Origin of the sequence: Edaphobacter modestus (assembly GCF_004217555.1) — a bacterium.
In the GTDB taxonomy this organism is placed as follows: domain Bacteria; phylum Acidobacteriota; class Terriglobia; order Terriglobales; family Acidobacteriaceae; genus Edaphobacter; species Edaphobacter modestus.
On record NZ_SHKW01000008.1, the window covers coordinates 174,932 to 201,054 of the forward strand.

The 26,123-nt window shown below is 53.8% G+C and carries 20 protein-coding genes; 7 read left to right on the forward strand and 13 right to left on the reverse strand.

Annotated features, from left to right (window positions below; all coding sequences use genetic code 11):
• Positions 1-23: 23 nt before the first annotated feature.
• The 5 genes from BDD14_RS31270 to BDD14_RS31290 all read left to right on the forward strand — a co-directional run bounded on the left by BDD14_RS31270 (position 24) and on the right by BDD14_RS31290 (position 5,402).
• The gene (locus tag BDD14_RS31270; RefSeq protein ID WP_165420469.1) at positions 24-956 is read left to right on the forward strand and encodes a VOC family protein; all 933 of its coding nucleotides are present in this window, start codon (positions 24-26) and stop codon (positions 954-956) included.
• 235 nt (positions 957-1,191) lie between these two features.
• On the forward strand, positions 1,192-1,989 hold the full coding sequence (locus tag BDD14_RS31275) for a sugar phosphate isomerase/epimerase family protein (protein ID WP_242618418.1): 798 nt from the start codon (positions 1,192-1,194) through the stop codon (positions 1,987-1,989).
• Between the two features lie 51 nt (positions 1,990-2,040).
• Entirely contained in the window at positions 2,041-2,868 is an 828-nt protein-coding gene (locus tag BDD14_RS31280) for a 3-keto-disaccharide hydrolase (RefSeq protein WP_165420470.1), read from the forward strand.
• A 91-nt stretch (positions 2,869-2,959) separates the two neighbouring features.
• Positions 2,960-4,423 carry an MFS transporter gene (locus BDD14_RS31285; RefSeq protein ID WP_207231953.1) on the forward strand — a complete coding sequence of 488 codons (1,464 nt, stop codon included), beginning with the start codon at positions 2,960-2,962 and terminating at the stop codon, positions 4,421-4,423.
• A gap of 73 nt (positions 4,424-4,496) precedes the next feature.
• Entirely contained in the window at positions 4,497-5,402 is a 906-nt protein-coding gene (locus tag BDD14_RS31290) for a sugar phosphate isomerase/epimerase family protein (protein ID WP_130425540.1), read from the forward strand.
• 82 nt (positions 5,403-5,484) lie between these two features.
• Here BDD14_RS31290 and BDD14_RS31295 read toward each other — a convergent pair whose 3' ends face one another.
• The 10 genes from BDD14_RS31295 to BDD14_RS31340 all read right to left on the reverse strand — a co-directional run bounded on the left by BDD14_RS31295 (position 5,485) and on the right by BDD14_RS31340 (position 16,297).
• Positions 5,485-6,507 carry a Gfo/Idh/MocA family protein gene (locus BDD14_RS31295; RefSeq protein WP_130425542.1) on the reverse strand — a complete coding sequence of 341 codons (1,023 nt, stop codon included), beginning with the start codon at positions 6,505-6,507 and terminating at the stop codon, positions 5,485-5,487.
• A gap of 209 nt (positions 6,508-6,716) precedes the next feature.
• Positions 6,717-6,956: an SOS response-associated peptidase family protein gene (locus BDD14_RS31300; protein WP_165420471.1), complete on the reverse strand. Its 240-nt coding sequence runs from the start codon at positions 6,954-6,956 to the stop codon at positions 6,717-6,719.
• Positions 6,957-7,074: 118 nt separating this feature from the next.
• Complete coding sequence (locus BDD14_RS31305; protein ID WP_130425546.1) at positions 7,075-7,284, reverse strand: hypothetical protein; 210 nt, start codon at positions 7,282-7,284, stop codon at positions 7,075-7,077.
• A 415-nt stretch (positions 7,285-7,699) separates the two neighbouring features.
• Positions 7,700-8,302, reverse strand: a complete 603-nt coding sequence (locus tag BDD14_RS31310) for a hypothetical protein (RefSeq protein ID WP_165420472.1) — start codon at positions 8,300-8,302, stop codon at positions 7,700-7,702.
• Between the two features lie 2 nt (positions 8,303-8,304).
• Positions 8,305-8,841, reverse strand: coding sequence for an FHA domain-containing protein (locus BDD14_RS31315; protein WP_130425550.1), 537 nt, complete (start codon positions 8,839-8,841; stop codon positions 8,305-8,307).
• Positions 8,842-8,861: 20 nt separating this feature from the next.
• The gene (locus BDD14_RS31320; RefSeq protein ID WP_130425552.1) at positions 8,862-11,354 is read right to left on the reverse strand and encodes an Hsp70 family protein; all 2,493 of its coding nucleotides are present in this window, start codon (positions 11,352-11,354) and stop codon (positions 8,862-8,864) included.
• Positions 11,355-11,791: 437 nt separating this feature from the next.
• On the reverse strand, positions 11,792-13,027 hold the full coding sequence (locus BDD14_RS31325) for a hypothetical protein (protein ID WP_165420473.1): 1,236 nt from the start codon (positions 13,025-13,027) through the stop codon (positions 11,792-11,794).
• Between the two features lie 139 nt (positions 13,028-13,166).
• Positions 13,167-14,072 carry a response regulator gene (locus tag BDD14_RS31330; RefSeq protein ID WP_130425556.1) on the reverse strand — a complete coding sequence of 302 codons (906 nt, stop codon included), beginning with the start codon at positions 14,070-14,072 and terminating at the stop codon, positions 13,167-13,169.
• 11 nt (positions 14,073-14,083) lie between these two features.
• Entirely contained in the window at positions 14,084-15,193 is a 1,110-nt protein-coding gene (locus tag BDD14_RS31335; protein ID WP_130425622.1) for a serine/threonine-protein kinase, read from the reverse strand.
• Between the two features lie 432 nt (positions 15,194-15,625).
• On the reverse strand, positions 15,626-16,297 hold the full coding sequence (locus BDD14_RS31340) for a hypothetical protein (protein ID WP_130425558.1): 672 nt from the start codon (positions 16,295-16,297) through the stop codon (positions 15,626-15,628).
• A 532-nt stretch (positions 16,298-16,829) separates the two neighbouring features.
• Between BDD14_RS31340 and BDD14_RS31345 the strand changes: the two genes are divergently transcribed.
• Positions 16,830-21,605, forward strand: coding sequence for an NACHT domain-containing protein (locus BDD14_RS31345; protein ID WP_165420474.1), 4,776 nt, complete (start codon positions 16,830-16,832; stop codon positions 21,603-21,605).
• Positions 21,606-22,079: 474 nt separating this feature from the next.
• Here BDD14_RS31345 and BDD14_RS31350 read toward each other — a convergent pair whose 3' ends face one another.
• The 3 genes from BDD14_RS31350 to BDD14_RS31360 all read right to left on the reverse strand — a co-directional run bounded on the left by BDD14_RS31350 (position 22,080) and on the right by BDD14_RS31360 (position 25,474).
• Positions 22,080-22,454: a hypothetical protein gene (locus tag BDD14_RS31350; protein ID WP_130425562.1), complete on the reverse strand. Its 375-nt coding sequence runs from the start codon at positions 22,452-22,454 to the stop codon at positions 22,080-22,082.
• 149 nt (positions 22,455-22,603) lie between these two features.
• On the reverse strand, positions 22,604-23,503 hold the full coding sequence (locus tag BDD14_RS31355) for an Ig-like domain-containing protein (protein ID WP_130425564.1): 900 nt from the start codon (positions 23,501-23,503) through the stop codon (positions 22,604-22,606).
• Between the two features lie 63 nt (positions 23,504-23,566).
• The gene (locus BDD14_RS31360) at positions 23,567-25,474 is read right to left on the reverse strand and encodes an Ig-like domain-containing protein (RefSeq protein ID WP_165420476.1); all 1,908 of its coding nucleotides are present in this window, start codon (positions 25,472-25,474) and stop codon (positions 23,567-23,569) included.
• A gap of 337 nt (positions 25,475-25,811) precedes the next feature.
• Here BDD14_RS31360 and BDD14_RS31365 point away from each other — a divergent pair, with 337 nt between their 5' ends.
• Positions 25,812-26,102, forward strand: coding sequence for a hypothetical protein (locus BDD14_RS31365; protein WP_130425568.1), 291 nt, complete (start codon positions 25,812-25,814; stop codon positions 26,100-26,102).
• Positions 26,103-26,123: the final 21 nt, after the last annotated feature.

Sequence of the window (26,123 nt, forward strand, 5' to 3'; positions counted from 1 at the left end):
TGTCAAGATCCGCGCGAACAACCTTGACAGCCTTGCTGGTCGCCGGCGCGCTCTGTGCCAGATCTAACTCCAGCTTCGCACAAAGCACACCCCAGCGTCCCAAAATTCTTGGTCTCGCGCATATTGCTCTCTTCGCGCATGACATGGATCAATCGCGTAAGTTCTACTCAGAATTTCTTGGGTTTGAAGAGGTCTACCCTCTGAAGAATCCAGACGGCTCACTTTCCATGTCCTTCTTCAAGGTCAACGATCATCAATACATCGAGCTGTCGCCTGAAAAGCAGCCAGACACCGATCGTCTGAGCCATATCTCATTCGAGACCGACAACATCGAAGCACTTCGCGCCTATCTAGCCTCCAAAGGTGTGAAGGTGCCGGATCAGGCGAAGCCGGTACGAGTTGGCAACCTTGCCTTCAACATCACCGATCCGGCGGGACATACCGTGGAGATGGTGCAGTACATGCCGGAGGGTGAAACGGAAAAGAATTACGGTAAACACCTGGGTCCAAACCGGATCTCAACTCACATGACCCATGTCGGCATCATCGTGAGCGACTTGGAACCTGAGTATAAATTTTATACCGAGGTACTTGGCTTCAAGGAGACATGGCGAGGAAGCTCGAATGGAACGGTGCTTTCGTGGATCAATCTGAAGGCGCCGGACAGCGATGATTATGTCGAATTAATGCTGAATAAGCCCGAGCCTGCGCCGACAAAGCGCGGCACTGCGCATCACCTGTGTCTCGTAGTCCCGAATGTCAACCAGGCCGTTGCAAAGTTGAAGGCGACTTCCTACATGAAGGTCTATAGCAAAGACATCGACATTCACTTGGGTAAGAACCGTAAGCAGCAGGCTAATCTCTTCGACCCGGACGGAACGCGGACTGAAGTCATGGAGCCCACGACGATCGATGGCAAGCCCACGCCGCCATCGAGCGCGCCGCCACCGCAGTAACCATAAATGGTTCTTACAGGAGTGGGCCGCGACCCTCTAGGGGAGTAGCGGCTCGCAGTACTTCGTGGTATCAAGCTTCCATATTGGTCAGGGAAACGGGGAAATTCCATTGCCACTCACGACAGATCGCAGACAGTTTCTTCTTCGCTCTGGGGCTGCGTTCGCGCTGTCCGGTTCTGTCGGCATGCCTTCCGCGGCTCAGGCAGCCCCGGCCAATGGGAGATCGGCACGCCTGATGCCAGGGCTTTGTGCTTTTTCATTCGGCCCGCTCTTCACGAGTGGGGAACTTAGCCTTGAAGCCTTTTTCGACCGCGCAATTGAGCTCAAAGCTCAGGCGGTCGACATCACAACGTATTACCTCAAAAATGACGATCGGTTGTATCTGACCCACCTACGAAACCTTGCGTTCCGAAATGGAGTGCCAATCGCAGGCGCCGCATGCAGGGCCAGCCTGCTTCGTCTAGGGAGTGAAACACAGGAGAGCTCGCTCGCAGAGATGAAAAAGTGGATCGATGTTGCAGAGGCGCTGGGGGCGCCTCACCTGCGTGTCTTTCCTGGAAAGGCGCCTGCCGGGGCATCGAAGGCTGAAAGCATCAACACCTTGGTGGAAGCATTTAAGCGGGCAGCAGATTATGCAGGGTCGAAGGGAATCATCCTCGGCATGGAAAATCAAAATGGCCTGGCTGACAACTCAGAGACCTGCTTGGAAATTATCGGGCGGGTAAATTCGCCGTTTGCAGGTCTCACGCTGGATATCACTCACTTTGTCCGCACCGCTTCGCGCGATTATTACAGTCAGATCGCTGCATGTATCCCTATCGCGACGCAGACGCATCTTCGAAATGGGAACTTCGACGACGGAAGTCCAGTTGACTTAGAACGTATCGGACGCATCTTCGCGGAAGCAGGGTACCGGGGCTATATGTCTGCTGAATATGAAAGTGGCGGGCGAAGCAGAATCCAGATTATGACGGATGTTCCAATTCTCATGGCTGAAATCCGACGTTTGTGCGGTACCTATTCCAACGTGTAAGAAAGCGAGCCAGCGATGGAAACACGGTATAGAAGAAGACAGGTTCTGCAGATGTCGGCCAAAGCCATTGCAGGCTGCATGGTAGCTCGCATCGCCGGGGCGGAGACCTCCGCCCTGAAATCTGATCACGGCTTTACTTCGCTCTTTGACGGAAAAACGCTTAATGGTTGGACGTCTAAGGCGCGCCTCGCCAACCAGCCGTCGCTCGGTGTCTGGAGGGTGGAAGACAGCGCCATCGTGGGCGGCCAAGATCGTGCAGGTGTCGGTTCGTATCTCGTATCTGATCGCACCTTCAGCGATTTCGAGTTGGAGATTGAAGCGCGGCCAGACTGGCCTGCAGACACCGGAATCTATGTTCGCGCGAACGAACAGGGAGCAACAGGTTTTCAAGTGAATCTTGACTATCGCCCTCACGGATCGATAGGAGGCTACTTCGGCAATGGATTTGGAAGCTTTCACGCATATGAGTACGGCTTTACGGCAGAGCGAGACGCAAGCGGGCATGTGACGCGACTGATTCCCGGAAAACCGCAACAACCCAATGATGCGGGACACCTGGTGAAACCTGATTACATGGTTTCCGCCGAAGATCTGCTGAAGGTGTGGAAGCTTAACGATTGGAACCGGTTCCGCATCCGTTCTGTGGGTGCGGTGCCCACGCTCACTACATGGGTTAACGACTTGAAGGTGTCGGAATTGGTGACGTCAAAGATGGTCGCCTCGGACTGGAATCCCAACAAAGTCGTGGATATGGTAGGACGCGCGGGTCATATCTCGCTTGAAGTGCATAACAACGCCCCCGGAGATTGGCTCGGCAACGATCGGTGGGCCCCGGGGGCACTCTGCAGGTGGCGCTCTATCCGCGTCCGTGAACTTTGATGTGAGCTAACGGGCGGCAGGCAAGCGCGAATGCACGGCGCAGTATCGTACGGTTCACCAGGTATCAAGGAATGGGATACAAGGATAAGAGATGGGTGATGGACATCGTAGTCTGGAAGCGCAGGAAAGAGGCGAATCCACATACGGCCTGGAGGAAGAGTTCCGGCCGCCAGGGCGGATGACGCAGTATCGGTGGAAGATATGTGCACTTCTCTTCTTCGCAACCACGTTGAACTACATGGACCGGCAGGTGCTTGCATTGCTGAAGCCTACGTTGCAGGATCCCGTAAACGGCATCGGCCTCACCGAAGTTCAGTTTGCTGCAATCGTATCTTTATTCTCTGCCGCCTATGCCATCGGATTACTGCTAGCCGGCCGCTTCATTGACCGGGTGGGAACCCGGATTGGATATGCGTGTGCCCTGACGTTGTGGACCGTAGCTTCCGCGAGCCATTCGTTGCTCGGTTACACAGCAGTGACGGCTTACCTTCATTCAGCCGCGGTGTTTTTGGCGGAAGTATTGCGGCACCTTCCAGGAGGAACATCTGCAGGTTGGCTTACTTCCATAAGCCAACTTTCAGGAGGCGTCATCGGGTTCGCCCTTGTGCGGTTCATATTAGGGCTGGGCGAAGCAGGCAATTTCCCAGCCGCCATTAAGGCCGTAGCGGAGTGGTTTCCACGCAAAGAGCGTGCGCTTGCAACTGGAATCTTCAATTCAGGTACAAACATCGGCGCGACCATTGCGCCATTCGCGGTCGGATTCTTGCTCTATCGATTGGGATGGCGCTATTCCTTCCTCACAACCAGCGTCTTTGCGGTCATCTGGCTGATACTCTGGCTCACCGTCTACAGCAGCCCCGCGCAAAAGACCGGAGTTTCTCCAGCCGAGTTGGCCTATATCAATCAGGATGTGGGAAAAGAGATCGAGGCGAAAGTCCCATGGTCGATGTTGCTGCCGCATCGGCAGACATGGGCCTTTCTGGTCGGCAAGGTATTTACTGATCCCATCTGGTGGTTCTATCTCTACTGGTTACCGGGTTTCTTACACGCAAGATTTGGACTCTCGCTAACTTCCATGGGCTTGCCGCTGCTGGTCATCTATAACTTCTGCACGGTTGGCAGTATTGCAGGAGGGTGGCTGCCAGCGCGCCTCATCGGGAAGGGGTGGACGGTAAATCGTGCACGGAAGACCTCAATGTTGCTTTATGCGTTGCTTATCACTCCGATCACTATGATCGGGCACGCCCATTCCGTGGCCTCCGCAGTGGCTCTCATCAGTCTGGCAACAGCAGCACATCAAGCATGGTCTGCCAACCTCTTCACCCTTGCCTCCGATATGTTCCCGCGCAGGGCAGTGGCCTCGATCGTTGGCATTGGTGCCTGTGGCGGCTCAGTATCGATGATGTTCTTTGGACTTTTCATCGGTTTCATACTTACGTTAACCCGCGGCAACTATGCGCCGGTATTTGCTCTTGCGGGCCTGGCATACCTGGTGGCGATCGCAGCCATCCACTTACTTGTTCCACGGCTTGAAATCGTTTCGCTGGACGCCTGAATCACCAGTTATTAGAAATCCCATTTGAGCGGAACAATTCACGAATACACACGTTATAGAGGGGAATAATGAAATGAGTTCAAACCTAACACGTCGTAGCTTTGTCGCTGCTGCTGGCGCCTTCACCGCAGCATCCGCTCTTCCAGGTATGGCTTCAGGCCAACGCCTTCGGTATCTCCGCTATGGCTACGCAGCTATGACATGGGGAGACAACGAACGTCAGGCAATAGAGGATATTGCTGCGGTGGGATATCCCGGCATCCAGTTCCGTGCCAACGCAGTGAAGGATTTCACCGCGACTGAGCTGAAAGACCTGTTGGCAAAGCACAACCTTAGGTTTGTGGCGCTTTCAAGCGGCACCATCTCATTGGAGCAACCCGAAGGTCCCCAGATCGAAGCTCACATGGTCAATGCGAAGTTTGCGAAGGCAGCAGGTGCCGAGTATCTGCAGATTCTTGACGTGCTAAAGGGACATCCGCGAACCGCAACGCCAGACGAATGTAAGCGGCTCGGCAAGATGTTGAACAACCTTGGAAAACAGACTGCAGACATCGGTCTGCTACTCGGGTATCACAATCACCTGAACACGTTGAGTGAAATGCCCGGAAATCTTGAACAGATTATGGACTATAGCGACCCGGCGTACGTGAAGCTTGAGCTTGATACGGCGCATATCACTGCAGGAGGTGGGGATCCAGGCAAAGAGATACGGAAGTATCGTGACCGCTTACTTTTCATGCATCTCAAAGATGTCCGTCCTATTCCGCTGAAGCCGGGCGCGAATTATCCGTTTCAATTCGTTGAACTCGGCAAGGGAACTGTCGACTTCGCAGGAACATTTGCCGCATTGGATGCCATCAACTACAAGGGATGGGCCGTTGTGGAGTTGGATCGAGAACCCGACGACAGCAAGACGCCTAAGGAATCCGCGCAAATCAGTAGGGATTTCTTAGTACAGAAAATGGGCGTAAAGGTCTAGGCGTAGCATTTGGTTGCAAGCAAGGAAAGTGCGACGGGAAACGTCGCGCTTTCCTGCGCATCTGGCCCGCTGCATCTTTCGGCTAAAATTCCGCCCGAATAGTGACAGGCTGTTCCTTTCGGCAGGAATCGTACAGGCCGGTCACTACCTGCAGGGCGCGGAAACCGTCCATCCCTGAGCACATGGGTTCTCGTCCTTCGCTACATGCTTGCGCGAAGTCCTGGAATTGGCGCTCGAAAGGGACAATCGAAATCGCCATCGGGTCCGATGCTCCGGACGAGGCCTTTGACATTAGCGGTGGCGGGTCTCCAATGTCGTTTTCCACGTCCCAGGTCGTCAGCTTGTCGCCAGTGATGATGGCGGTGCCTTTGGTTCCGTGTAGCTCGAGACGTTCCGGATATCCGGGCCACAGTGACGTGGAGGCTTCCATTACTCCAATCGCCCCGTTTGCGTACCGGAACGTTCCCACCAGCATATCTTCCGACTCAATCGAGTGCGTGGCACCTAATTTCCATTCGCCAAAGACTCGCGCCACAGGTCCGACAAGATGGAGCAGCAGATCCACCTGATGGATCGCTTGATTGATGAGCGTGCCGCCCCCCTCTCCTGCCCAGCTTCCTTTAATCGGACGGCTGTAATATTCGTCAGACCGATGCCACTTCACATATGCATCGGCCTGTAGCACCCTTCCAAGCCGGCCGTCTGCAAGTGCCTGCTTTAGAAACAAGACAGAGTCGTCAAAGCGGTGCTGGCTCACGACGCCTAACGGTATATGAGCTTTCTCTGCCTGCGTCACCATCGCTCGCGCGGTCTGAAGATCAACCGACATAGGCTTTTGCATGAGCAAAGGTTTGCTATATCTGGCACAAAGCCCCAGTATCTCCATGCGAACACTCGGAAGAGTACAGAGATCCACATAATCCACATCCGGCCGGCGACAAAGTTCTTCATTGCTGCCCACAAATTCCGCACCTGTCGAGATCGCGAATTCCTCGCCTCGCAACCTTCCGCTGTTAGCACATGCAACAATGGGAAATCCAATGTTGCGATAGGCCTGTGCGTGCTTCACCGCAATTGCTCCTGTTCCGATAATGCCCACGCGCATGCAAAGGCTCCTTCTAAGTGACTGTCGTCTTACGCATCCGGCCGGTCTTGTCGAGGCCGTGGTTCGGTTCAAGGGGAAACCCGTCTCACTGCCTTTACTCCAATCGATGCCAGTGATCTTTCCGTTTCAACTTGATCAGTCTCTTGCTTACGTAGCATCGAAGAGTTCAACCCTGGAATTGCGATCAGAATCGTCGAGCGAACGGTTTGTCACGTTGCACCATAGTCAATGATCTTCTCATATTTCGGATTGTTCTTCTTATGCAGGCGCTTCCACTCGAAGAAGCGGTCTGCCGGAACGATGCAGCGACGATTCTCAAAGGAATTCCTCCAAAGACCAGGCTTTGAGAAGCGCGTATTGAACGTGAGTCGCTTAGGAAAGGTAAAGCCCCAATACATCAGCTCGATGTCGCGCTCGCCTTCGTCATTCGAAAAGTCGACGGGCTGCATTGGTTCCAGGCGTGATGTCGTCATTGGCCATGAAGTCGATATCATCGAGGCTGGCTTTCACATGAAAGGCGTCGGCGATCTTCTGCTTGTCGGAGCGTCCTTCCGTAGCGGCCGCACATTACTCGTTGGTCTCGTCGATCTTGGTTGTTGAGTTTCGGTCAAGGTCCGCTCGGCGTTTCGCGATGTATTCCTCGGAAAAATCCCGCTTGCTGAACATGTCGGCGATCTGGTCCCAGTCCTTGAAGCTGCCAATGATCTCACCAAAATTATCTGTCACTTCAAAACCGTGACCGGTCTTCGTGATGATTGCTGTTTCCAGTTCGTCCACTTTTTGTTCCTCACATCAGTTGATGACAGGCGAGTCGACTTCGTTGCACTTGTAAATTTGGCGGGTCGGCTTCCGCATTACGTCTTTCGAGGCCTGCTCAGCTTTCACTCACGTTTCGGTGTCGCGAGCGTCGCATGAAGCACATGTCTATACCAACAGTGCGTTATCCCTAGGGAAACTTTCTGCCGTGACGTATCCAAAACTTCCGCCGTCGGGTTGACGAAGTCGCAGAGCAATTCGATCCAGCAAGGGTTTGAACCGAAGACCGGACAGCAGAAACCACAGGATGTGAGGTTGGGCTTGTCCCTTTGAAGACAATCCTGCCCGAAATTACCATTTGGGGCAGGGTTGGGAACGTCTATTCAATCTCCAATGATAAGTGTCTTCCCGACGGGATGGATATTTATTGCTGCGTTCACATATTTCGCCCATATACCACCGCTACACGCTTGGATTTCTTGAAATACAAGAACCAAATGATCGAACCCACAAGCATTCTTAGACCTCCGGGGTCCGAAGTAGAACCGCTCGAAGTGGAATCACTGGTCGAGCTAATGAGCTCACCGATAACGAGCAGCGCGCCAATACAGAACTGAATTGCTAAGAGTACCTTCGTCAGGCGTAATGCCTGAGGTTTAGCCTTCCAGAGGTTAACTCCTGTGAATACAGAGAAAATCGCAAGGCAAATATCAATGAGTGAATAGCCGGACGGATGGGACAAAGAGGAAATCACAACTATTGCAGGGGAGACGATTGTGGTGATGAAGCAAAACCAGAGAAGCCAGCCACCGACTCCATTTAGATTTGGGTACTCATTCCGAATGGCGTCCACCGCGAAATCAAGTGGCGGTTCCGGTGATTGGCTGGTTACTGCTGGATGCATCGGAATTGCGCTTGTGACCTGAGTAGCCTGTTGAGCTGCGACAGCAGCAGTCGGCGAGGCGATGAGCTCTTTGCCGCAATTGAAGCAAAACACACCAGCATCGGGATTTTGGGAGCTGCAGCCCACACAATACATGTCTAACCTCTCAGATCGGCAAAGAGAAATGTATTAATCTTTGCTGGCCCGAGTGAGATGACATCGCTGTGAGCCAACGGTCGACTGGCACGAATCAATTCTTGCTCTGAATCGGATGATGGCTGATCCAACCGTTCTCCGTTCAGGTATGTGCCGCATGTGCTACCTCTGTCAATTAGCCAGTAATCATGGCGTTCGATTCCTTCACGTCGATAAACGGCACAATGAACTCGCGACACCTCGCGGGGCAGTAGCCCGACGGCATCGTTGACAAAGACATCGACCGGCTTATCCAAAATCGGTTCCAAAGGAGTCGCCAGCCGACCAATGATGATTTCGTCGCTTCTGAGCGGGACAATCGCTTGAGAATATGGACCTGCGCCTAAGAGGTAAACGCCGGTATCGAGGGTAGATAGCACCTGCCTGATTTTCCGTATTCGATCCGAACGCCCCTCTACTGTGAACAGAGCGACGTCCTGCAGGCGACCTGTAACCGCGAGGTCGTCGAGCATGCTAGCGAGTTGCTTTTGATTCTTCACGTCTTCCAATGGTCGGCGTTCTATCTTGCTCGGAGGGTGCTGCCACCGTATCCGACGGTCTGTACATCACGAGGCAACAGTGCGTTTAGTTGACGGCAGGCAACCCTGAGAGCCTCCGTATCTCCACTTGCGATCGCACGATCAGCATGGATTAGCCAACGATCAGCTTGTGTCTCATCTAGCATCTTCGATTTTTCACCGGCCAGGTATTCACGGTATCCCAACCAGTAGTCAGGTGTTCGCAGCCAAAGTTCAATTCGTTGCGCTGATAGCGCATCAATTGCTTTACGCAGAATGTCGGGGTCAGCTACGAGCGCAAGTTCGGTTTTTCGCTTCAGATCGATAAACTTGGCCCGATCTTCATTAGTGCCGACCTCTTCGAGAAGCGCCTGCGTCCAGCGCAGTTCGTCCTGAGCTTCCTGTTGCATTTTGGGTGCTGTCAGGATTACTTCGATTCGCCGCCTGGCTCGACGAAGAGCAACCAGTTGTTCCTCACAGCTCTTCAGATCCGCATCTGTTCCTCCATGCTGCAACAAATTCTCAATTCCTTGAACTACTTCCTGGCGATTCATCGACTCAAGCTCAATCAATGCTGGCTTGCTCTTGACCGCTTCCGCGAGTTCCTGACTCTCATTGAGAGCATTCCGCTCTGTTGTAAACTCCTGCTCCAGCTCCGCTATCGGAAGCGTCGGCTTAACAAGCCCATCTAGGCTGAAGTCCCTTTCGAGGTCAAGAACCGGGATGTACACACTCGCTTTGATCGTTCGTGAATCGTCGATAGCCAACCGTATCTCCACCCCAGAGTCAGCAGGGATATCGCGATCAATCTCCGAACCAGTTAGGCTGAACTCACCAATCTTGCGATTCTCGTCAGCAGCATCGGTTGCTTCCCCCTCTATGATAGGGATCCGTAGTGCATCGTCGCCATTACCGCGTCTAATCAGGCCTATCGTCACATGCTTCGCCGTGGCTTTCGCGGGTAGCGGCGTCCCCTTAACGAACAGAACGTGTACTCGATTGCCAGCTTCGGCGATGCCTATATTGTGTGTCAGTGGCGGTTTCGTAATTGTCAGGCCAACGGTGTACGTAAACAAGGTCGGCGTAACGGGACAGGCCCTGCCACTCTGGTCAAAAAGTTCAATGTGGTATTCATTTGCGCCGCCTAACTGAGCCAGCAGGAAACCACTGAACGTGCCTGCTTCATCTAGGGGAATCTTTCCGCTGTCCCAGGGCGGCGTACCCCTTGGATTAGCAAAACGAATCGTATACCCGCTGAGCGGTTTCTTCGATAGAGCAGTAACTGTTCCACCCACGAGCGGTTCAAGATCGCTTCCGATGGGATCGTATGACAATGCGACTGTATATGTTCCGTTTGCAGTGGCAGTGGAACGCCTTGCAGGTAGCCGCCTGCCCCCAGCAAAAATCGCAGCCCCCTGGGCTACAACAGTTAGGGGATCGGCCGAAAAATCCACCTGAATTCCTAAGCCTTCCTTCGGGTCGGCGAGAATCTCTCGAAGGAAGGGCGTGTACGTTGGACCTCCGACAAGGATTGTCCGTTCGATATGAGACGCCGATAGTTTTGCCTCTCCCAAGACGCGCCTACACATATCAATTGAACGATAGAGAAGAGGACGGAGAACTGACTCCACCTCAGCCCTGGTCAACAGATAGTCCAGCTCCACGGGTCTCCCGTTGTCATCGTTACATACGGAGTCTTCCTGGATTGACTCTGCCTTTTCCTTTGAAACGGCAATCTTGGCAGCCTCCGCCCACCCCTTCAACTTTGCGAATGCCCGAATCCACTTTTCGTTACCGCGACGAAAATCTGTGAGCGTATATTTTCTAGTCAGATGTGGGACGAGGAAGTTGTCAACCAAAGCCCAATCAAGGTCGCCGCCGCCGAGGTAGTTGTCGCCGCCATGGTTTACTACCTGTATCTCTCCATCGCGCACATGAATGACCGCTGCGTCGAACGTCCCTCCGCCAAAGTCATAGACTAGCCAAAACGCATTCTTCTGTGTTTCCCGAAATCCGTAGGCCAAAGCAGCAGCAATCGGCTCTTGCAACAATGGACTTGATACAAATCCTGCGAGGGATGCTGCGCGCTTCGTAGCTTCAGAAGCTGGAAGGTCGAAAGAAGCCGGTACGGTAATGACGGCAGCTTCTAAGTCTTCACCCTTCTGTTTCTTTACTTCATCGCGAAGCGCCTTTAAAACCTCAGCGGATAGCTGCTCTGCATTCATGCGGGTTCCGCTACGAGTGAAGTCCTTACTTTGAGTTGTTCCCATCCAACGCTTGAATGCTCCAACTGCGTCGCCGGGGTAGGACACCAGCCGATCCTTGGCGCTTCTTCCTGTGCGGATGCTCCCATCCTTCTCAACGGAAACTGCCGATGGTGTATAGGGCCAACCTTCGTTGTTGCGAATAATCATGGCCCCAGTGCTTTCAAGCACAGAAATGCAGCTATTCGTCGTGCCTAGATCGATTCCGTAGTCAATCGTCATCCGTTCCATTGATCTCTACCTCGGGAGAATTTTCGGAGTTGCCACAATCACTTGACCCATCTGTATTCGCTGACCCTGGAGATAAACCGTAGGCCGGATGGTTTCAGCCACAATCTCTCGGTCTATACCTGGGGTTGGCTGGAATGCTAAGACTTCAAGTGATTGGCCAGAGTCATACGGCTGGTTGTAGTGATCCTGAATTCTTAAACTAACCTGCTCTAAGGAGTCCCAGAGGCGCTCCACATGACGCGCTATCTTGGCCAGGTGAGGCTTTGGTTCTCCCGTAACAGAGTCAACGCTGCCCCTCCGCAGATTCCATGCGGAGTTAGCAAGATCAAGGAAGAAGTTTTCGGGTACATTCAAGAGACGTGTAGCGACCACGCCTTCCGCTCCGAGCGGGGAGAGCGGTTGGGCACCTCGGAACACATTGGCAGACCTGAAATCTTTCATTGGGTTTTCACCATCTCGTTGAGCTTATCAATCTTCATATTTGTCTCTCCTAGTAAATCTTCATAATCACTGTGGAGGGTGTGGCCGTGTGAGATGTCTGCATTGAAACTGGCAACATTCCGATTATGCCGATTCCTAAGGCGTTCGTATTCGTCACGGTCAATCTCGACCCCGGCACTATCATCGCTCTCCATGCGCTCTAAGGCAGCCTTATCAGCATCAATCTTGCTTTTGTAGTCGTCCATCTCAGAATTGAGGGTCTGTATCTCATCCTCAAGGCTCCTCAAGCGCATTCGGGATTGTGCGATATCGTCCCGCAGACTAGTGACACCGGCATGATCCGATCTCACAATGGGACCTTCAACCCTTGGAGACTCTGGAATCGACACAGGCGTAACCGGTGGATTCGAGTCAGTCGTGCTTCCCGATGCAGGAGAGCGTTCACTTGTATTGCCAGCATCGCCGCCTCCCAACAGAACCAAAATCACAACAACGAGAATGGCAACCGCCATACCGACAGCCACTTTGCCGAGCTTAGGTAGCTTGCGCCACGCGCGACCTATTGCATAGCCCCGTCGAACCGCGTTGGAGTCGCTTTGAGGTGCGCTGGCCTGCCGATTGTCGGAACGCGAGGAAGATTTGCTCCGAGCTTCAGCGGACGCGCCAGGGCGCCACTGTGCCGAAGCTGCCGCTAAGTGCCGCTCCACTACTCCGATATCCTCCGCCAGTTTGGCTCGAAGTTCCTTTCCGTGAGCAATTGCTAGGCAATCTTCAAAGAGAGGAAGTGCCACAGCCCATGCGTGGGTTTTGTTCACGTAGTCTATGAGGCAACCTCGAATCGTACTTGCGACTTCATCGTGAGCATCATTTCGACGGTGGTCGTTAATCCCGACGAGGCAGTTGAGGGTCTTTAGGATTGATGCCTTTGCGGTACGCAACCCCTCGACAACCTGCGCTCCCTGCTCGGGGGCAGAGTCCACCTTCGAGGTCGCCTGTCGGCAGATTAGGGTCAAATGTTCCAGTAGAGGGGTGAGCGCACGGTAAAGAGCCTTGTCTGCTTGATCCGTTCCGAAGCCGGATGAATACATTAGCTGCCGTTGTCGCGCGGCCTCCGCGTATTCACCCTTTTCCCCAGCCTTCACGGCACTCTGAGCGTTGATGTAGAGCAGGGCTTCTGGCAGAGTTGCCCATATACCGTGAGCAAGCTCCGGTGTTAGGCGCGGATCGTTCATTTCTCCAATGCGCCGAATGTAGTGATCCCAGAAACGACTATTGGTCACCACAGCGTTCCAATGACGAAATGCAACGCTCCAAAGGCCTGAAGCCGAAATACTTTGCCCAGAGGGGTAGAACTCTCAACTTCTAATGCCCTCAAGTGATTAATACAGCCAGATTATGGGCAGCTACACCTCGGGGATCATCTCCATCAGCCCGCCGTCTCCATTCAGCTAAAGCCAGATTTGAGTCGTTCGCTTCGAGTGAGGCGAATGCGCTATCCGCCACGCCATCCGCCCAAAACCAGAAGAAATCCTGTAGCAGCCTTTGCGCGGGGTCCTTTATATGAGAAAAGGCGGATTCAAGGTCGTCATCGCTTGGGTCAACAACAGTCGGAATCAAACACTTTGGCTTCCACGCACGACGTAAGCTCTTGCTCATCCCAAACTCTTGGTAGGCACGCTTGATTTCACGAGTTGTTGCGGTAACTTGTAGCCCCGTGAGACGAAAGGCATTGAACTGATACAGTTTTGAGTTCGCGACGGCAATCAAGGGAGCGTAGGGAGAGGCCTGAGCGTGACCCGTAGGCTCGACTTCATTCGCTCTGGGTGGGTTATCGGATGATCGTTCAGTTGATCGAGGAGAAGAGGAGGTAGTGAACTCGTTTTCTGGAGCGGTAGCGGTATCTTCGAAACCAATTGCAGCTTGAACATATGCCAAAAGATCAGCACTGGGTCTCTTCGTTGTGAACGCAGCGCAATCGATTCCATCGCGCACCAGACCGCTAAGAAGATCCTGAAAGTCTACGTCTCCGGCAAGATCAGTCAAGAAAAGAACCTTGCAACCGGTCGCTGTGAAGATGTGACTCGCCGCTTCGAGGCCTGATAACCCTGGCATGATCGGATCAATGATAAGCAGAGCAGGCTCTCTCTTTGCAGCCTGAATAGCTTCGTCTGAAGTGTAGGCGAGCGACACGTTGTAGCCGCTGCGCCTTAGAGAAGACGCGACATCATTGGCTGCTCTCCGGTCGTGATTGGCAATAAGGATTTCACGATTTGTCATTTCAACTCGCCTCACATCGAAATGCCACGACGCCACAACCTCAATCTTGCTTCATATTTTCGACTCAGTTCCGGAGACTCCTTGAGCGCTTTCTCCATTAGGCTGACGGCTTCACTAAGTCTTTCTGGGTCCTGCGCGACTGCTATCGAGCGCAGAGCCAGTTGCCGCCCCAAGTGTTCTCTCGCTTGAGGTGTGGTTCCAAGAACTCCCTTCGAAGTGTTCCCGTGGCTAGCGGTATCGCTCTTAGCTTTCTCCATTCGTTTGGCGTCAGGTCGCCATGCCTCAAGGGCATTAAGGAATTCCATAGCCGAGCGATACCGTTGCTTTGGGTCGACTCTTAACGCTTTGAGAACAACCTGATCCAATGCAGAGTCGCAGAGCGCATTCCATCGGCTGGGCGGTGGTGGTGGACTGCTGAATGTGTCAGACGTCCCATGTGATCGCCCCTCTTCGAGATCGTATGGCAAGCGGTCGGTCAACAGTAGATAGAGAGTGGTTCCTATAGCCCAAACGTCTCCAGTCAAGGAGTCACCCTGCGGGTCCTGAAGTGCTTCGGGTGCTTTGAAAGAAACGGTACCTCGTGATGTGGCCATGAGCGTCAGTGGATTGACGTTCTTTGCTAATCCAAAGTCGGAAATCCTCGCCCGAATTCCGGTGGTTTCGTGACCGATCAAGATGTTCTGTGGTTTGATGTCTCGATGAATAATGGGCGGATTGTGTGAGTGTGCGACCGCGATCCCTTTGCAAACTTGGCGCATCACTTCAATGGCCTCCCGCAACGGCATAAATTGTGCGCCGAACGAACGCCAGTATTGGGAGAGACTGCCTCCGGCGATGTACTCCATCGTGAAGAAGCCGAAGGTGTCCCCTATCAGACTTGCCGTATTAGCGTCATACACCCGAACGATATTAGGATGATTGATCTTGGACAGAAGGACGGCTTCTCCGAGCATCGCGGAAACTTCGTCTGGCGACCAGCCAGGCGCCTTGAAAAACTTCATCGCCTGTCGCCCCAGAAATCTGTGCTTGACCCGATACACTTCGGCGAATGCTCCCTCACCGAGAAAGGCCTCGACCTCATATGTATCGTTTATGCAAAGTCCATCCGTTAGCAAAGCCATATTTGTACGAGGGAACTCCTGGCAGAATGTTCCTAATTTCCACAGACCACAGTTAGGCGTTGTCCAAAACCAAGATTCTTCAGTGTCAAATCGATTATCAACAGTATAGCCGTCGGCAACACCGCATAGACGTGCGCCCGAATCAACGCAGCCCAACTTGCTGTGCGCAGTCCCTGTCTATCCAGCCCGAGACAAAAGACGCTTTGCGCCTAGTGCACGGAGGTTTCCTCCCAGGCTGCAGCGGATGTTGCCAGCTTTCGTCTCCCACCTCGGAGGGCCCGTTTCGAGACTGTTACGAAACTTTATGCTCGAACTCGGTTCATCGTTGCTACAACTTCCGATTTATTGACGATTTGGCTGGTATCTTGTCGGCCGCCGTAGGGTGCATAAACCGGCGAAGGTCTTCGATATCGTTTGTGATGGTGTAGGGAGCTACTCGTCTGCAGCGGATTCAAGCTTGTGGTTCCAGAACGCATCCCGTCCGAACATACGCACGTCGTGTTCCATGGCCTCGAAGGTTCCGGAGTTGAGGAATCGTTCAGGATTGAACCGAATATCCGCTACAAGCTTTTCCTGTTGCGCCGCGGAGATCTTCCGATAGGACTGCGAGTGATGCTTTGCTCGCTCCATCCAATAGTCAAAGATTCCTCGTGGAAGCTCGTATTGTCGCGGCCCCACCGTTCCGCCGTTCGCGGTGATCTTGGTACCTTGCCAACGCTCAACGAATTCGATCATCCCGAAGAGAGCGAACGGACCAATCTTGGCAAAGGTGAAAGCGCTGGACTCGGAGTTCGCGAGATCGACATCAACGCTTCGCATGAAGTAGCGATTGACGTTCGGCTGGAATTGCCGACCTTTAGGAGCCCTCCCAATAGCACCTAAAAGTACCAGTCGCTGCTCGAATCGGCCGGGATGCGCTACTTCGTCAAGTAGGAATTGTGCCCATCGTGCGAGGGCCTGTGTACTTTCACGCTTCTGTGCTTCGCTGAAATGAACGATCAGGTCTCGCTGAATTGCGTAGGTGAGGATACGCCAGGATATCGATACGCAGAACTTCAGGAACCAGTCGGCGTACTCGACCTCCGCGACATTCTGCCTCTGCATCGGATAGAAAATTGAATTCGCAAATTGTCTCTCTAAACGTGAAAACCGCTGCTCACATTCTTCGCATAGAAGTGGAACCTTCAGGCCATCTTGGGCACGTACCTTCGGGTTAGTCCCCGACCTCAGGAAGCCGGTCGCTGAGGTCTCACGCAGCCAGCGAAAGACAAATGCGGGAATGATGTGACTCGCCCGAAGGGATGCTTCTTTCTTACAGAGACCACACACTGGCATGGAAATAGTCTAAAGAAAGTGGCAATTCCAGTGGAATTTTAAAACTCGACGGGATCGTCCGGAACTTCAACCTCCCGTAAAGGGAGTTCTGGGAGGGTTCATCTCCGGCCGCAAGAATCCGCATACCATCTGTGCTCGCCGACTTACACTATTGGAAATGCCATCGAAGGCCGGGAAGAAAGCTGCACGAAAATCTGCGAGGAAAGCTGCGCGGAAGAATTCGAAATCGACGCTCCTCGCTAAGGGAGGAGGTGCCGGGCCCGCTGCGGGAGTGACGTTCCAGGGAGGGGTTGCCGCTCTGTTGGCGGCGAGCGGGCTGGGAGAAAGGCACGTTGACGAGCGGCTGGAGCTCGGTCAGGAATCAGTTGTCGAAATCCGGCTTGAGACGGAAGCTCCCATCGACGATCTCCTTGTCATGACGAGTGCGCCTGGTCGGCTCTTCTTTCAGGTGAAGACAAACCTCAGTCTCGCCAAAGCCAAATCGGGTGAGATGGCCAAAACCGTCGGGCAGTTCGTCCGACAGTGGCGGCTTTGCAGCGAAGCTAAGCGGACCAACGGCTGGGACTATCCTCTCGATAAGAACTGTGACCGGCTCGTGATCGCGGTCGGTCCTGAAACACCGGGCACGGTCGCCATCCATTTAGGAAAAGCGCTTCTCCGGCGCCGCGAAGGCGCAAAGCCGAGTAAGACGCCCCAGGCCCAGAAAGACGCCCTGCACGATTTCACCGTATTGTTGAAGGCGGCGTGGAAAAACATCTACAAGACCGCGGCAGCAAAGCATGACATTGACGACATTCTGGACCTGATCGTCGTCCTGAAACTCGACTTCCACGGCGCCGATCTTGAGCTGGGACGGGAATTCCTTAGAGGCAGCCTGGTCCAGCCTCAGACGGTCAAATCCTCCTTCAAGTCGCTTGCCATAGAATGCCAGGACCGGATGGTGCGGAGCACCGGGTTCACGGTTATGGAGATTCGACGGGTTCTTGAGCGCGGCGGCATCAGGCTGCTCGCGCCCGAGGACTATCGCAAGGACATAGCCGCCATCCAGAAGAAGAGTCTCGAGGCGCAGGAAAATCTGAGCCTTTCGACCATGCTGAAGACGGACGATGGCAGCCTGATTCCTATCCCGAGGGAGGTGTCGAAGGTAGCGAAGGCTGCGGCGACGGAAGGATCATTCCTGCTCATCGGCGAGCCGGGTGCCGGCAAGACGGGAGTGCTTACCGATCTAGCAAAGCAACTCGCTTCCGACGGTCACGAAATAGTGGTGTTCTCTGTCGATAAGCCAGGGTCGGGCGGACTGAAGGATGATTTGGGTCTATCGCATTCGGTGCGGGAGGTCCTGGAGAACTGGCCGGGACCCGCTCCTGCCTATTTATTGATTGACGGTCTCGATGCGGCGCGAGGAGGATCGTCCGAGGCAGACTACCGGAATCTCATTGGCACCGTACTCAAGTTGCCGGGCGACCGCTGGAGGGTGATTGCCTCGGTCCGCTCATTCGATCTGAGAGCCGGTCAGCAATACAGGGCTCTCTTCAACGGGACACCGCCGAATGCAGATTTCGCCGTCACGGGGACGGACCTCGCTAATGTTCGCCACGTCGACGTCCGACAATGGTCAGAATCGGAGTTCGAACAGCTGCTGAAGAAAGCGCCCAAACTCCGCAAGGCCATCGACGCAGGCGGCTCACGGCTCCGGGAAATCGCTCTCGTTCCGTTCAACACACAACTCCTCGCGGACGTCGTAGGGCTCGGCGTTCAGGATGCAGAGCTCGGCTCGATCCGAAACCAGACTGAGCTGCTCAGATTCTATTGGCAGCGTCGCGTCGGGTCCTTTGGGGCTGAGGGTAGAGCCTGCCTGACATCGGCGCTTACTGCGATGGAGAAAGAGCATAGCCTGGAGGCGGATTCAGGTCCTCTCGAGCTGGCTCACGCCGGAACCTTCGATGGTCTCCAGCAGGCGGGAATCCTGGTGTCTCGAAGGAACGGAAGGCTGATCACATTCCGCCACAACATACTCTTCGACTACGCCGCCAGCCGCCTCTATCTCGATCCGTTCAAGCCCGAGAAACTGAAGGAAAAGTCCCTGCGGAACAGGGGTGTGGGGCTGCTTCTCGGCCCAGCGTTGCAATACGCTTTGCAGGAGCTCTGGGAGGACGAATCAGAGCAGCCGGATCACAATATTTTCTGGGACCTGGTGCTTCTTATGTCCGGAGACCGTTCCATCGATCCGATGTTTCGGAGCATCATTGCACAGAGAGCGTGCGAACTGACGGGGTCGGTTGCTGACATTCGCCAGTTGGCAAACAAGATCACGGACACACGAGCTTCGTCGGAGGTCCTGTCCTCGATTGCAGGCGCTCTCACGATCCTGCTGGAGGACAACCCCGAAAAGGTAGACTCTGCCCCCTGGGCTTTTCTCATCGAGAAAGTGAGCACGATGGGAAGCCTGTCCGCCCCGGTGGGCTATCTGGTCGAAAAACTGCTCAAGGCGAACATCACAACCGAATCATTCCGTGCGATCGGGAAAGCGGCGCGGAATCTCCTTGAACGTGGCTTCTCAGCTGCGGACTCGGAGGCAAACCGGAATTTTGTACGTTTCAGCGTCGCATCGGTGGCGAGCACGTACGCGTCGGATCCGCAGGCGTCCAGCACGCTTCTTGAAAGAGTATTTGACAAGAACCGTCTGAAGAAGTTCGCCTATCTCGAAGTCCCCATGGTGGCGCTGAAGATCGCAACCATCGCCAAGGTTGACAGCGACTTTGCTGTGTACCTCTACGGCCAAATCTTCGCTCACCATGTTGATTCCCAGAAACAGAAACTGCTCTCTGGAGGCCGCATCCTTCCGATGAGCGGCAGTGAGTCCGACGTGTACGGTACGGCGAAATATGCTTTGGTTCAACACTTCGCGGACTTTTTGAAAGATGACCCCAAGGCCGCTATGGAAGCGCTCATCGGAGTCATGGAGGGATACGTCTCCACGACCCATCCGAAGGCAAAGAACGTAAAGCAGCGGACACTCGTAATCGGTAACGCGACGATCCAGTTCGCCGAAGACGGCAGCTTCGGTTGGGTCTGGGAGATAGACACGACTCATCCCGAGAGCACCGGAATGATCTTCCAGCAGCATATTGCCAAGCTGCGACAGGCGGATAAGGAGGAAGCGGAGAAGATCGTTTCCGTCCTTTTTGAAAAGAACCGTCTTGCCATCCTCTGGGCTCGCCTCTTGATGGTTGCCACAGAACGTCCGGAGGTCTATTCAGAACTGCTCTGGGATTTGGCGACGAATGAGCAGATCCTGTTGTCCTTGGATACCAGAAAGGACGCGATCGACGCGATTGCAGCCTTTTATCCTCTGCGCACGGTGGCGGAGAAGCAGACATTCGAGGAGAACGCCTTGCTTCATGGTTCGGCGGATTCCGGGTACCAGTCGGTCCGCCGGAGAAGTCTCGAAACTCTCTTCCAGACGATCGGTGAGCAGAACCTCGTGACCGAACAGGCACGGGAATTTGCGGTCCCAGCTCCGAATGTGCCACTTGCGGTGAACGCTCGCCCTTTCTCCATCTCTGGGGGCGTCATGCCATATGGCTTATCGGAGCGGCTCCTCGACAGTGGCGTTGACCTTGAGGCGCCACAGCACTCCGGACTCTTCGCTCTTGCTCAGCAAGTCAACGAGTCCCTCGAGCTATCAACAGGACTAGGTCAAGGAATCAAAGATGTATCCCATGCTGCAAGCGAATTGCGACAACTGGCGGAGGCGATTCGCGATGCCGAGCACGCGCAGGCGCACGAAAATGTCCTGAGGACATCTCGCGACGTGCTCAGTAACGGAACGCGCGCCGTCCTCGATTTTGCCCAGAGAACCAAGGCTGAAATCCCCGACGAAGCCTTGGCTACCCTTCGCGAGATTGCATTGAGCCTTTCCCAGTCCACTGATTCGAAATCAGGGCCGATGCTCCGAGCCAATGCAGTGACGCAATTATTCATCCTGTGCCAGCAGTCTGGCGCAGACGCTGCGGTGAAGCGGGTCGCTGCGCTTGCCTCGGATCCAGAGCCCAGCGTAAGGCAGGCCATCACACGGGATCTTGCAACCCTCCTCAACTTCTTTCCTGCAAAGATGTGGAAGCTTGCGGAGGGCTTCATCCAACATGAGCAGGATCCATTGGTTCTCGGTCAGTTGGTAGCCGCATTCCTCGCAGGGCTTCGCAATGTCGACCCCAAGCGAATCGAATCCATGTCGCTGAAGATCCAGGATCGTTTCCCCTATCAACTCGTAAACAAAGGAAAGGACTCGAGAGCTCCGCTTTGGAAGCACAGCGCAAAGGTGATGGCCGGACTCTACGTATGGAACGACAGGAAGAAATCCGGTGACCGGCTCTTCGACTGGGCTGCCAGTCCGCAGATCTACGAGGACCAGATTAGAAACGCTCTCTACGAGGTTCGCAAGGCTGTCTGCCAGGGCTACGATGCCTGTACTCCCGAACTACAGGCTGCACGCCAGCGCATACAGAGGCTACTGGGCGCCGTTGTTCAGCATTCTGCAGCTGCCCTTGAGCAGCATTACTCGCTCGGTGCAACGTCTCAGAAGGCAAAGCTTGGGGATGGTCGCCGCTACGCGAAATGTCTCGAGTATGCCTGCATGTCGCTTTATTTCGGTTCAGGAGCATTCCATGAGAGGAACCCCGGCCACGACTCTCCGATCCTGACCGATGCCGGTAAACAGCGCTACGTAAACGACGTTCAGCAGATGCTTCGACGTCTCGGGGATATCTCCATCCCGTCAACCATCTACCAGCTGGTAAAGCTCCTAGATTTCCTTCTCCCCGGCGAACCCGCATTGTGTTTTGACCTGTTCACCCATGCGCTGCGGGAGAGTGGCAGAAAACATGGCTTTCAGGGTGAGCAATTGGGAGTGGATGTCCTTGTGCGAATCGTCAGTCGCTCCCTCGCAGACTTCGACTACATCTTTCTCAACAAAACCCGGCGAGAGGACCTTGTTACCTGCCTCGATATCTTTATCGACGCTGGCTGGCCTGCGGCCTTGCGGCTCCTTTATCGTTTGCCGGATTCGTTCAGGTGAAGTTTTGCCGGGGCGCTATGGTATCGATCCGGGCTGGTGATTTGTGCCTCTGACTGGCGAAGGACATCGAGCGCAGAGATCAGAAAAAGATACTGTGAACTGCGATGCTCGCAATGTTCTTCCGATGTCGTCTCGGCGGACGACGGTGTCATTTCAACACCTGCGCTGAGCTTTGGACATACCGAATTCAAACTGTAGTAAAGAGCCCGACCTCGATCATTTCTCGCAAGCGAGCAAGCTACTTTCAGGTTGGGCGCAAATGCGCATCGAAACTTTCATCCTATTCGGAATTTACTTTCATTGTAAGAGGAACTCGCCTCATAAGTTCTTGAATCCAAAAAAGCGAAACCTTCACTTTAACCGTCACACGATTGTTTGTTGCCAAACCAAATGAAGAGGGGAGGCAGCAAGGCGGCTTTCCTCCCCTCTTTTTGTTTATTCACTGATCCGAGCGATGAAGTTTTTTGTTCTCGACTAGGCAGGAATTTCCGCAAATCTTTTTGCGTGCGCCTCTTTGCGTAAGCGTTCCTTCTCGATCTCCGATTCGCGGTGCTTTTCGAGGAGCTCGAGTAACTGACCATTGGGTGATTCAAGTATGTGGATCGCCATTCTCAGAAAAATCCGGATGACGTTCGTATACTTCAGCTTCCACCGCTGGCAGACTTCTTTCAATCGAAAATACTCAGGCAGAGGCTGCTTAAACGTAACGCATTGCAGAGGACGCTTATCGGTTGGGCTATTCATATCCCTGATGATTGCGAGCATCACTGCTTCTTCATGATCAGTAGGTTGAGCTTGGTTCAAAGAGAAGGGTTCGGCTTCGGAAAGTAACGTAATTTGATCCAACACTACTCAACCCACCTTTGCTTTATATTCGCCTACCGGATTTGACTGTATCACATGCGAAATAGCAAAGAAAGACCAGACGTAGTTGAACTGTCTGGTCTTTTATAGATAAGGATCGACGTTGTATGTAGAGGATGGATGATGATGACGATCTACTCCACAGTTATGTTGACTTGCTTACTGTGCTGGATGGCGCCAGAAACACCGGTAAGGGTCACGTGATAAGTTCCTTTGGGTGTAATTGGCTTCCAACCAGATTGAGTTCCTGTCGTACCGCAACCGGTAAGCAACAGGAGCCCCAGGCATGCAGTTACGACGCCCGCCCCGAACTTTCGTTTGCGACGTGAGTTGAAGGCGAATCCGACCATAAAGAGAGCCGAGATCGCGGTGAATTGACCAGGATAGGCAGTAATGGTCAGTTGCGGGCTTGGCCCTCCGGCTCCATGGCCATTCAGCGAAACGGTTTGAGATTCTGATGGGAAGCTGCAACCTAAAGATGTCGGAGCGGAACACGTAAACCTGACCGTACCTGCGAACCCGTTGATCGGAGTAACCGCAATGTTCGAGGTCAATGTCTGACCTTGCTTGATGGACATAGCCGAGGCCGTAAAGGCAAAATCAGGAGCGAGCACCGTACCGCTTCCCGAATCAGGAGCGAGCACCGTACCGTTTCCGGAAGCCGTTTGCCGTAGATAATTAGAATCTCCGGAGTAGGCTGCACTGATCGTATATGTCCCGATAGGAGGCACCGAAGACCAGGAGGCGGCTCCTGACGCAACGTCGGCGAGCCCAGTCAGCGGATGTGATCCGTCCGACGGTGTGAGTGTGAAGGCAATTGAACCGGTTGGGGCAACAGCCCCCGCACCGACAAGTTGAACATCAAAACGCACACTCATCCCTGAATTAACCGATGGTTGCGACACAGCCAATTTCTCGATCGGGGTCGCCTGCAACACTACCTGTGTGAATTTGACAGGTTGCGACCAGGCTGTATTAAACGCGAGCGATAGGGAAATCGCCGCTAAGAATCTCAATGAAGCTTTCATTTTCATGCAATCGCCTCGTATAAAAGACGTATCGGAGGCCTGCGAAATTTCTACAGGCCTCCGAGGTTCTTACTGGTAGTTGGAATCGCCGTTATAGGTGAACTCCAAATTGTGAGTTCCACCCGTCAGATTTGGGATTGTCAACTTACCTTGGCCTGACGCGCCAAGCGTGATCGTGCCGAGTGTAGTCGCGCCTTCCGTAACCGTAACGGTTCCAGTCGGAACTGCTCCAGGACCAGATGCCGCCACGCTGAAGTCGATCGGTTGACCGTACGTTGATGGGTTGGGACTGCTTGACACACTAAGGGTCGCAGCTACAGTACTGACCGATTGTGCGATTGCCGGCGATGTTGCAGCGACGAAATTCCCGTCTCCTGCATAATGCGCAGTGATTGAGTGCATTCCTGCGGAGAGAAGATTCGTCGAGTAGGTTGCATTTCCCGACGTGTCAAGTGTTCCGGTTCCAAGCACAGTAGCTCCGTCGAGGAACGTTACGGTACCTGTTGGCGTCGTATTTGGCCCGCTCACGTTCGCCGTGAAAGTCACTGACTGCCCGTAGGTAGAGGAGGGTCGTGAACTGGTTACGGATACGGACGGGGAGCTCTTATCAAAGACCAGGGCTTGGTTGAGAGTACCAGTGCTTCCCAAGTAGTTGGAATCGCCTGAATAGCTCACATTGATCGGGTGGGTGCCACCCAGGAGGGCTGCGGTTGAATAGGTCGCAACACCGCCCTGGCCGCTAGCCGATGCTCCGGTCGTCATAACATAGATTCCCGCAGTAGCTGCCTGTTCGAGTTGGACTCCGAAGAAATCAATACTTTCGGGACCTTGATTTGCCATCCGGATAGACAGCACCGCATTCGGGTTCGCACCCGCAGGAAGCGTCATCGGCAGGACGAACCGTTGCCAGCCATTGGTTGTTGTAACGGTAGCTGTCTGCAAATTCCTGTCGCTGCCGTCCGTCAAATTGATCGTCACCTGCGCGCCCGCGCTAGACTGCGCCCAAAAGGACACCGCCATCGGCTGGCCAGCGAAAGTACCGTTCGCCGGCAGTTTCAAGCCAGAGTAACCAGCTCTAGTAGTGTCTGGGAAAGTGATAGTTGTAGCTGAGGTGGCGGCACCGTCAGGGCCTGCCGTACCGCTGCCAACTATAGGGGCTGTGGCTGAGCTATCAGAAGTCCAGTGCGTGAAATCAGCAGAATATGCCAACAGGTTTGTCGCGTTCGAAACTGTAACAGCGGCGGTACCGAGAGTTGTAGCGCCATCCATGAAAGTCACGGTTCCCGTTGGCGCGTACATTCCAGTATTCACAAGCGCGGTGAAAGTGACGCTCGACCCTACCGCCAATCCTGTCATCGGGTTAGCCGTTAGTAATGCGATCGTCGGGGCTTGGTTTACCACCTCAGAGGTGGCAGATGTCGTCGCAGTTTGGAAGTTGGCGTCGCCACTGTATACGCCCGTGATCGGATGGGTGGCGGCGACGAGCGACGTGGTAGAGAAAACTGCTGTAGTATCCGTGACCGGAACACTACCTAAGCTTGTAGCTCCATCCATGAAATTAATAGATCCAGTTGCACCGACTGGCACGGAAGCAGTGAATGTCACTTCGTTCTGGTAGATGCTCGGATTCAAATTGGATGTTAACGTTACAGGGGAAAATCCGCCTGTTCCCGGCAACACAGGCGAAACGGTTAGTGAAAGATTGCCCGATGTTGCGGCAGTGAAATTGCTATCGCCGCTGTAATGCGCAGCCAGCGTGTGGTTGCCGCCCGCGAGTGAACTAAGCGTCAGCGTCGAGATCGCCGACGCTACTGGCTGCGGGCTCCCGATTGCGGTGCCATCGTCGAACCATTGCACGGTTCCAGTCGCCGTGGACGCCAGAGGAGCGGTCAATGTCGCAGTCAGCGTGACCGGTTGCCCATACGTGGTGGCGAGAGTAGAGGATGTTGCGGTAACGGTTGGGACGGCAGGATTCACCGTTTGGGTCAGATTTGCGTTTGTGGCCTGGGACCAAACTACTGCCGGGATCAAAGACAGGCACAATATATGCCGAGCTTTACTCAAGAGTCGCTTCAAGAAGCCACCTTATTCATTGACTTGGTGTCGGAATTAGTGCCTAGGGAGAAGCTCCACTAACAGCCGGTGCACCAGAGGGAACGTATTTGCGTAACTATACCATATCAATGGCAGGGTTACTTTGGACACGTTTTTCCTTAAAAGTCGGCCTCAAAAGTAATGCATTAGTGTAATAATTCCGGTACAGCGCCCGACAGTTGCTATAGAGATCTCGGCGCTAATAGGAGAAAGCTTTTAAATGGCTTCACTGATTTCTGTTTCAACCCAGTCTGCTGTGGTTCCTTGTAAACGGGAAGACATTGAACAAACGCTTCATGAACGTATGGCGATAATTGGGCCCTATCTGGAAGCATTAGAAAAGGTCAAATCATCTTTCAAACCAAGCAGCTCCGATCGCCAGACATTCGATGTGCTGTATCGTTTGGTGCAAATGACCGAGATCAGCCAGATTAAGCATGCTGAAAGGGTCTCCGACTTCCATTTGAGACGGGCACCTCTCATTCTTGCCGAGTTGGAAGGCCAACGATAAGAGTCTCTTGCGTCGCGGCAA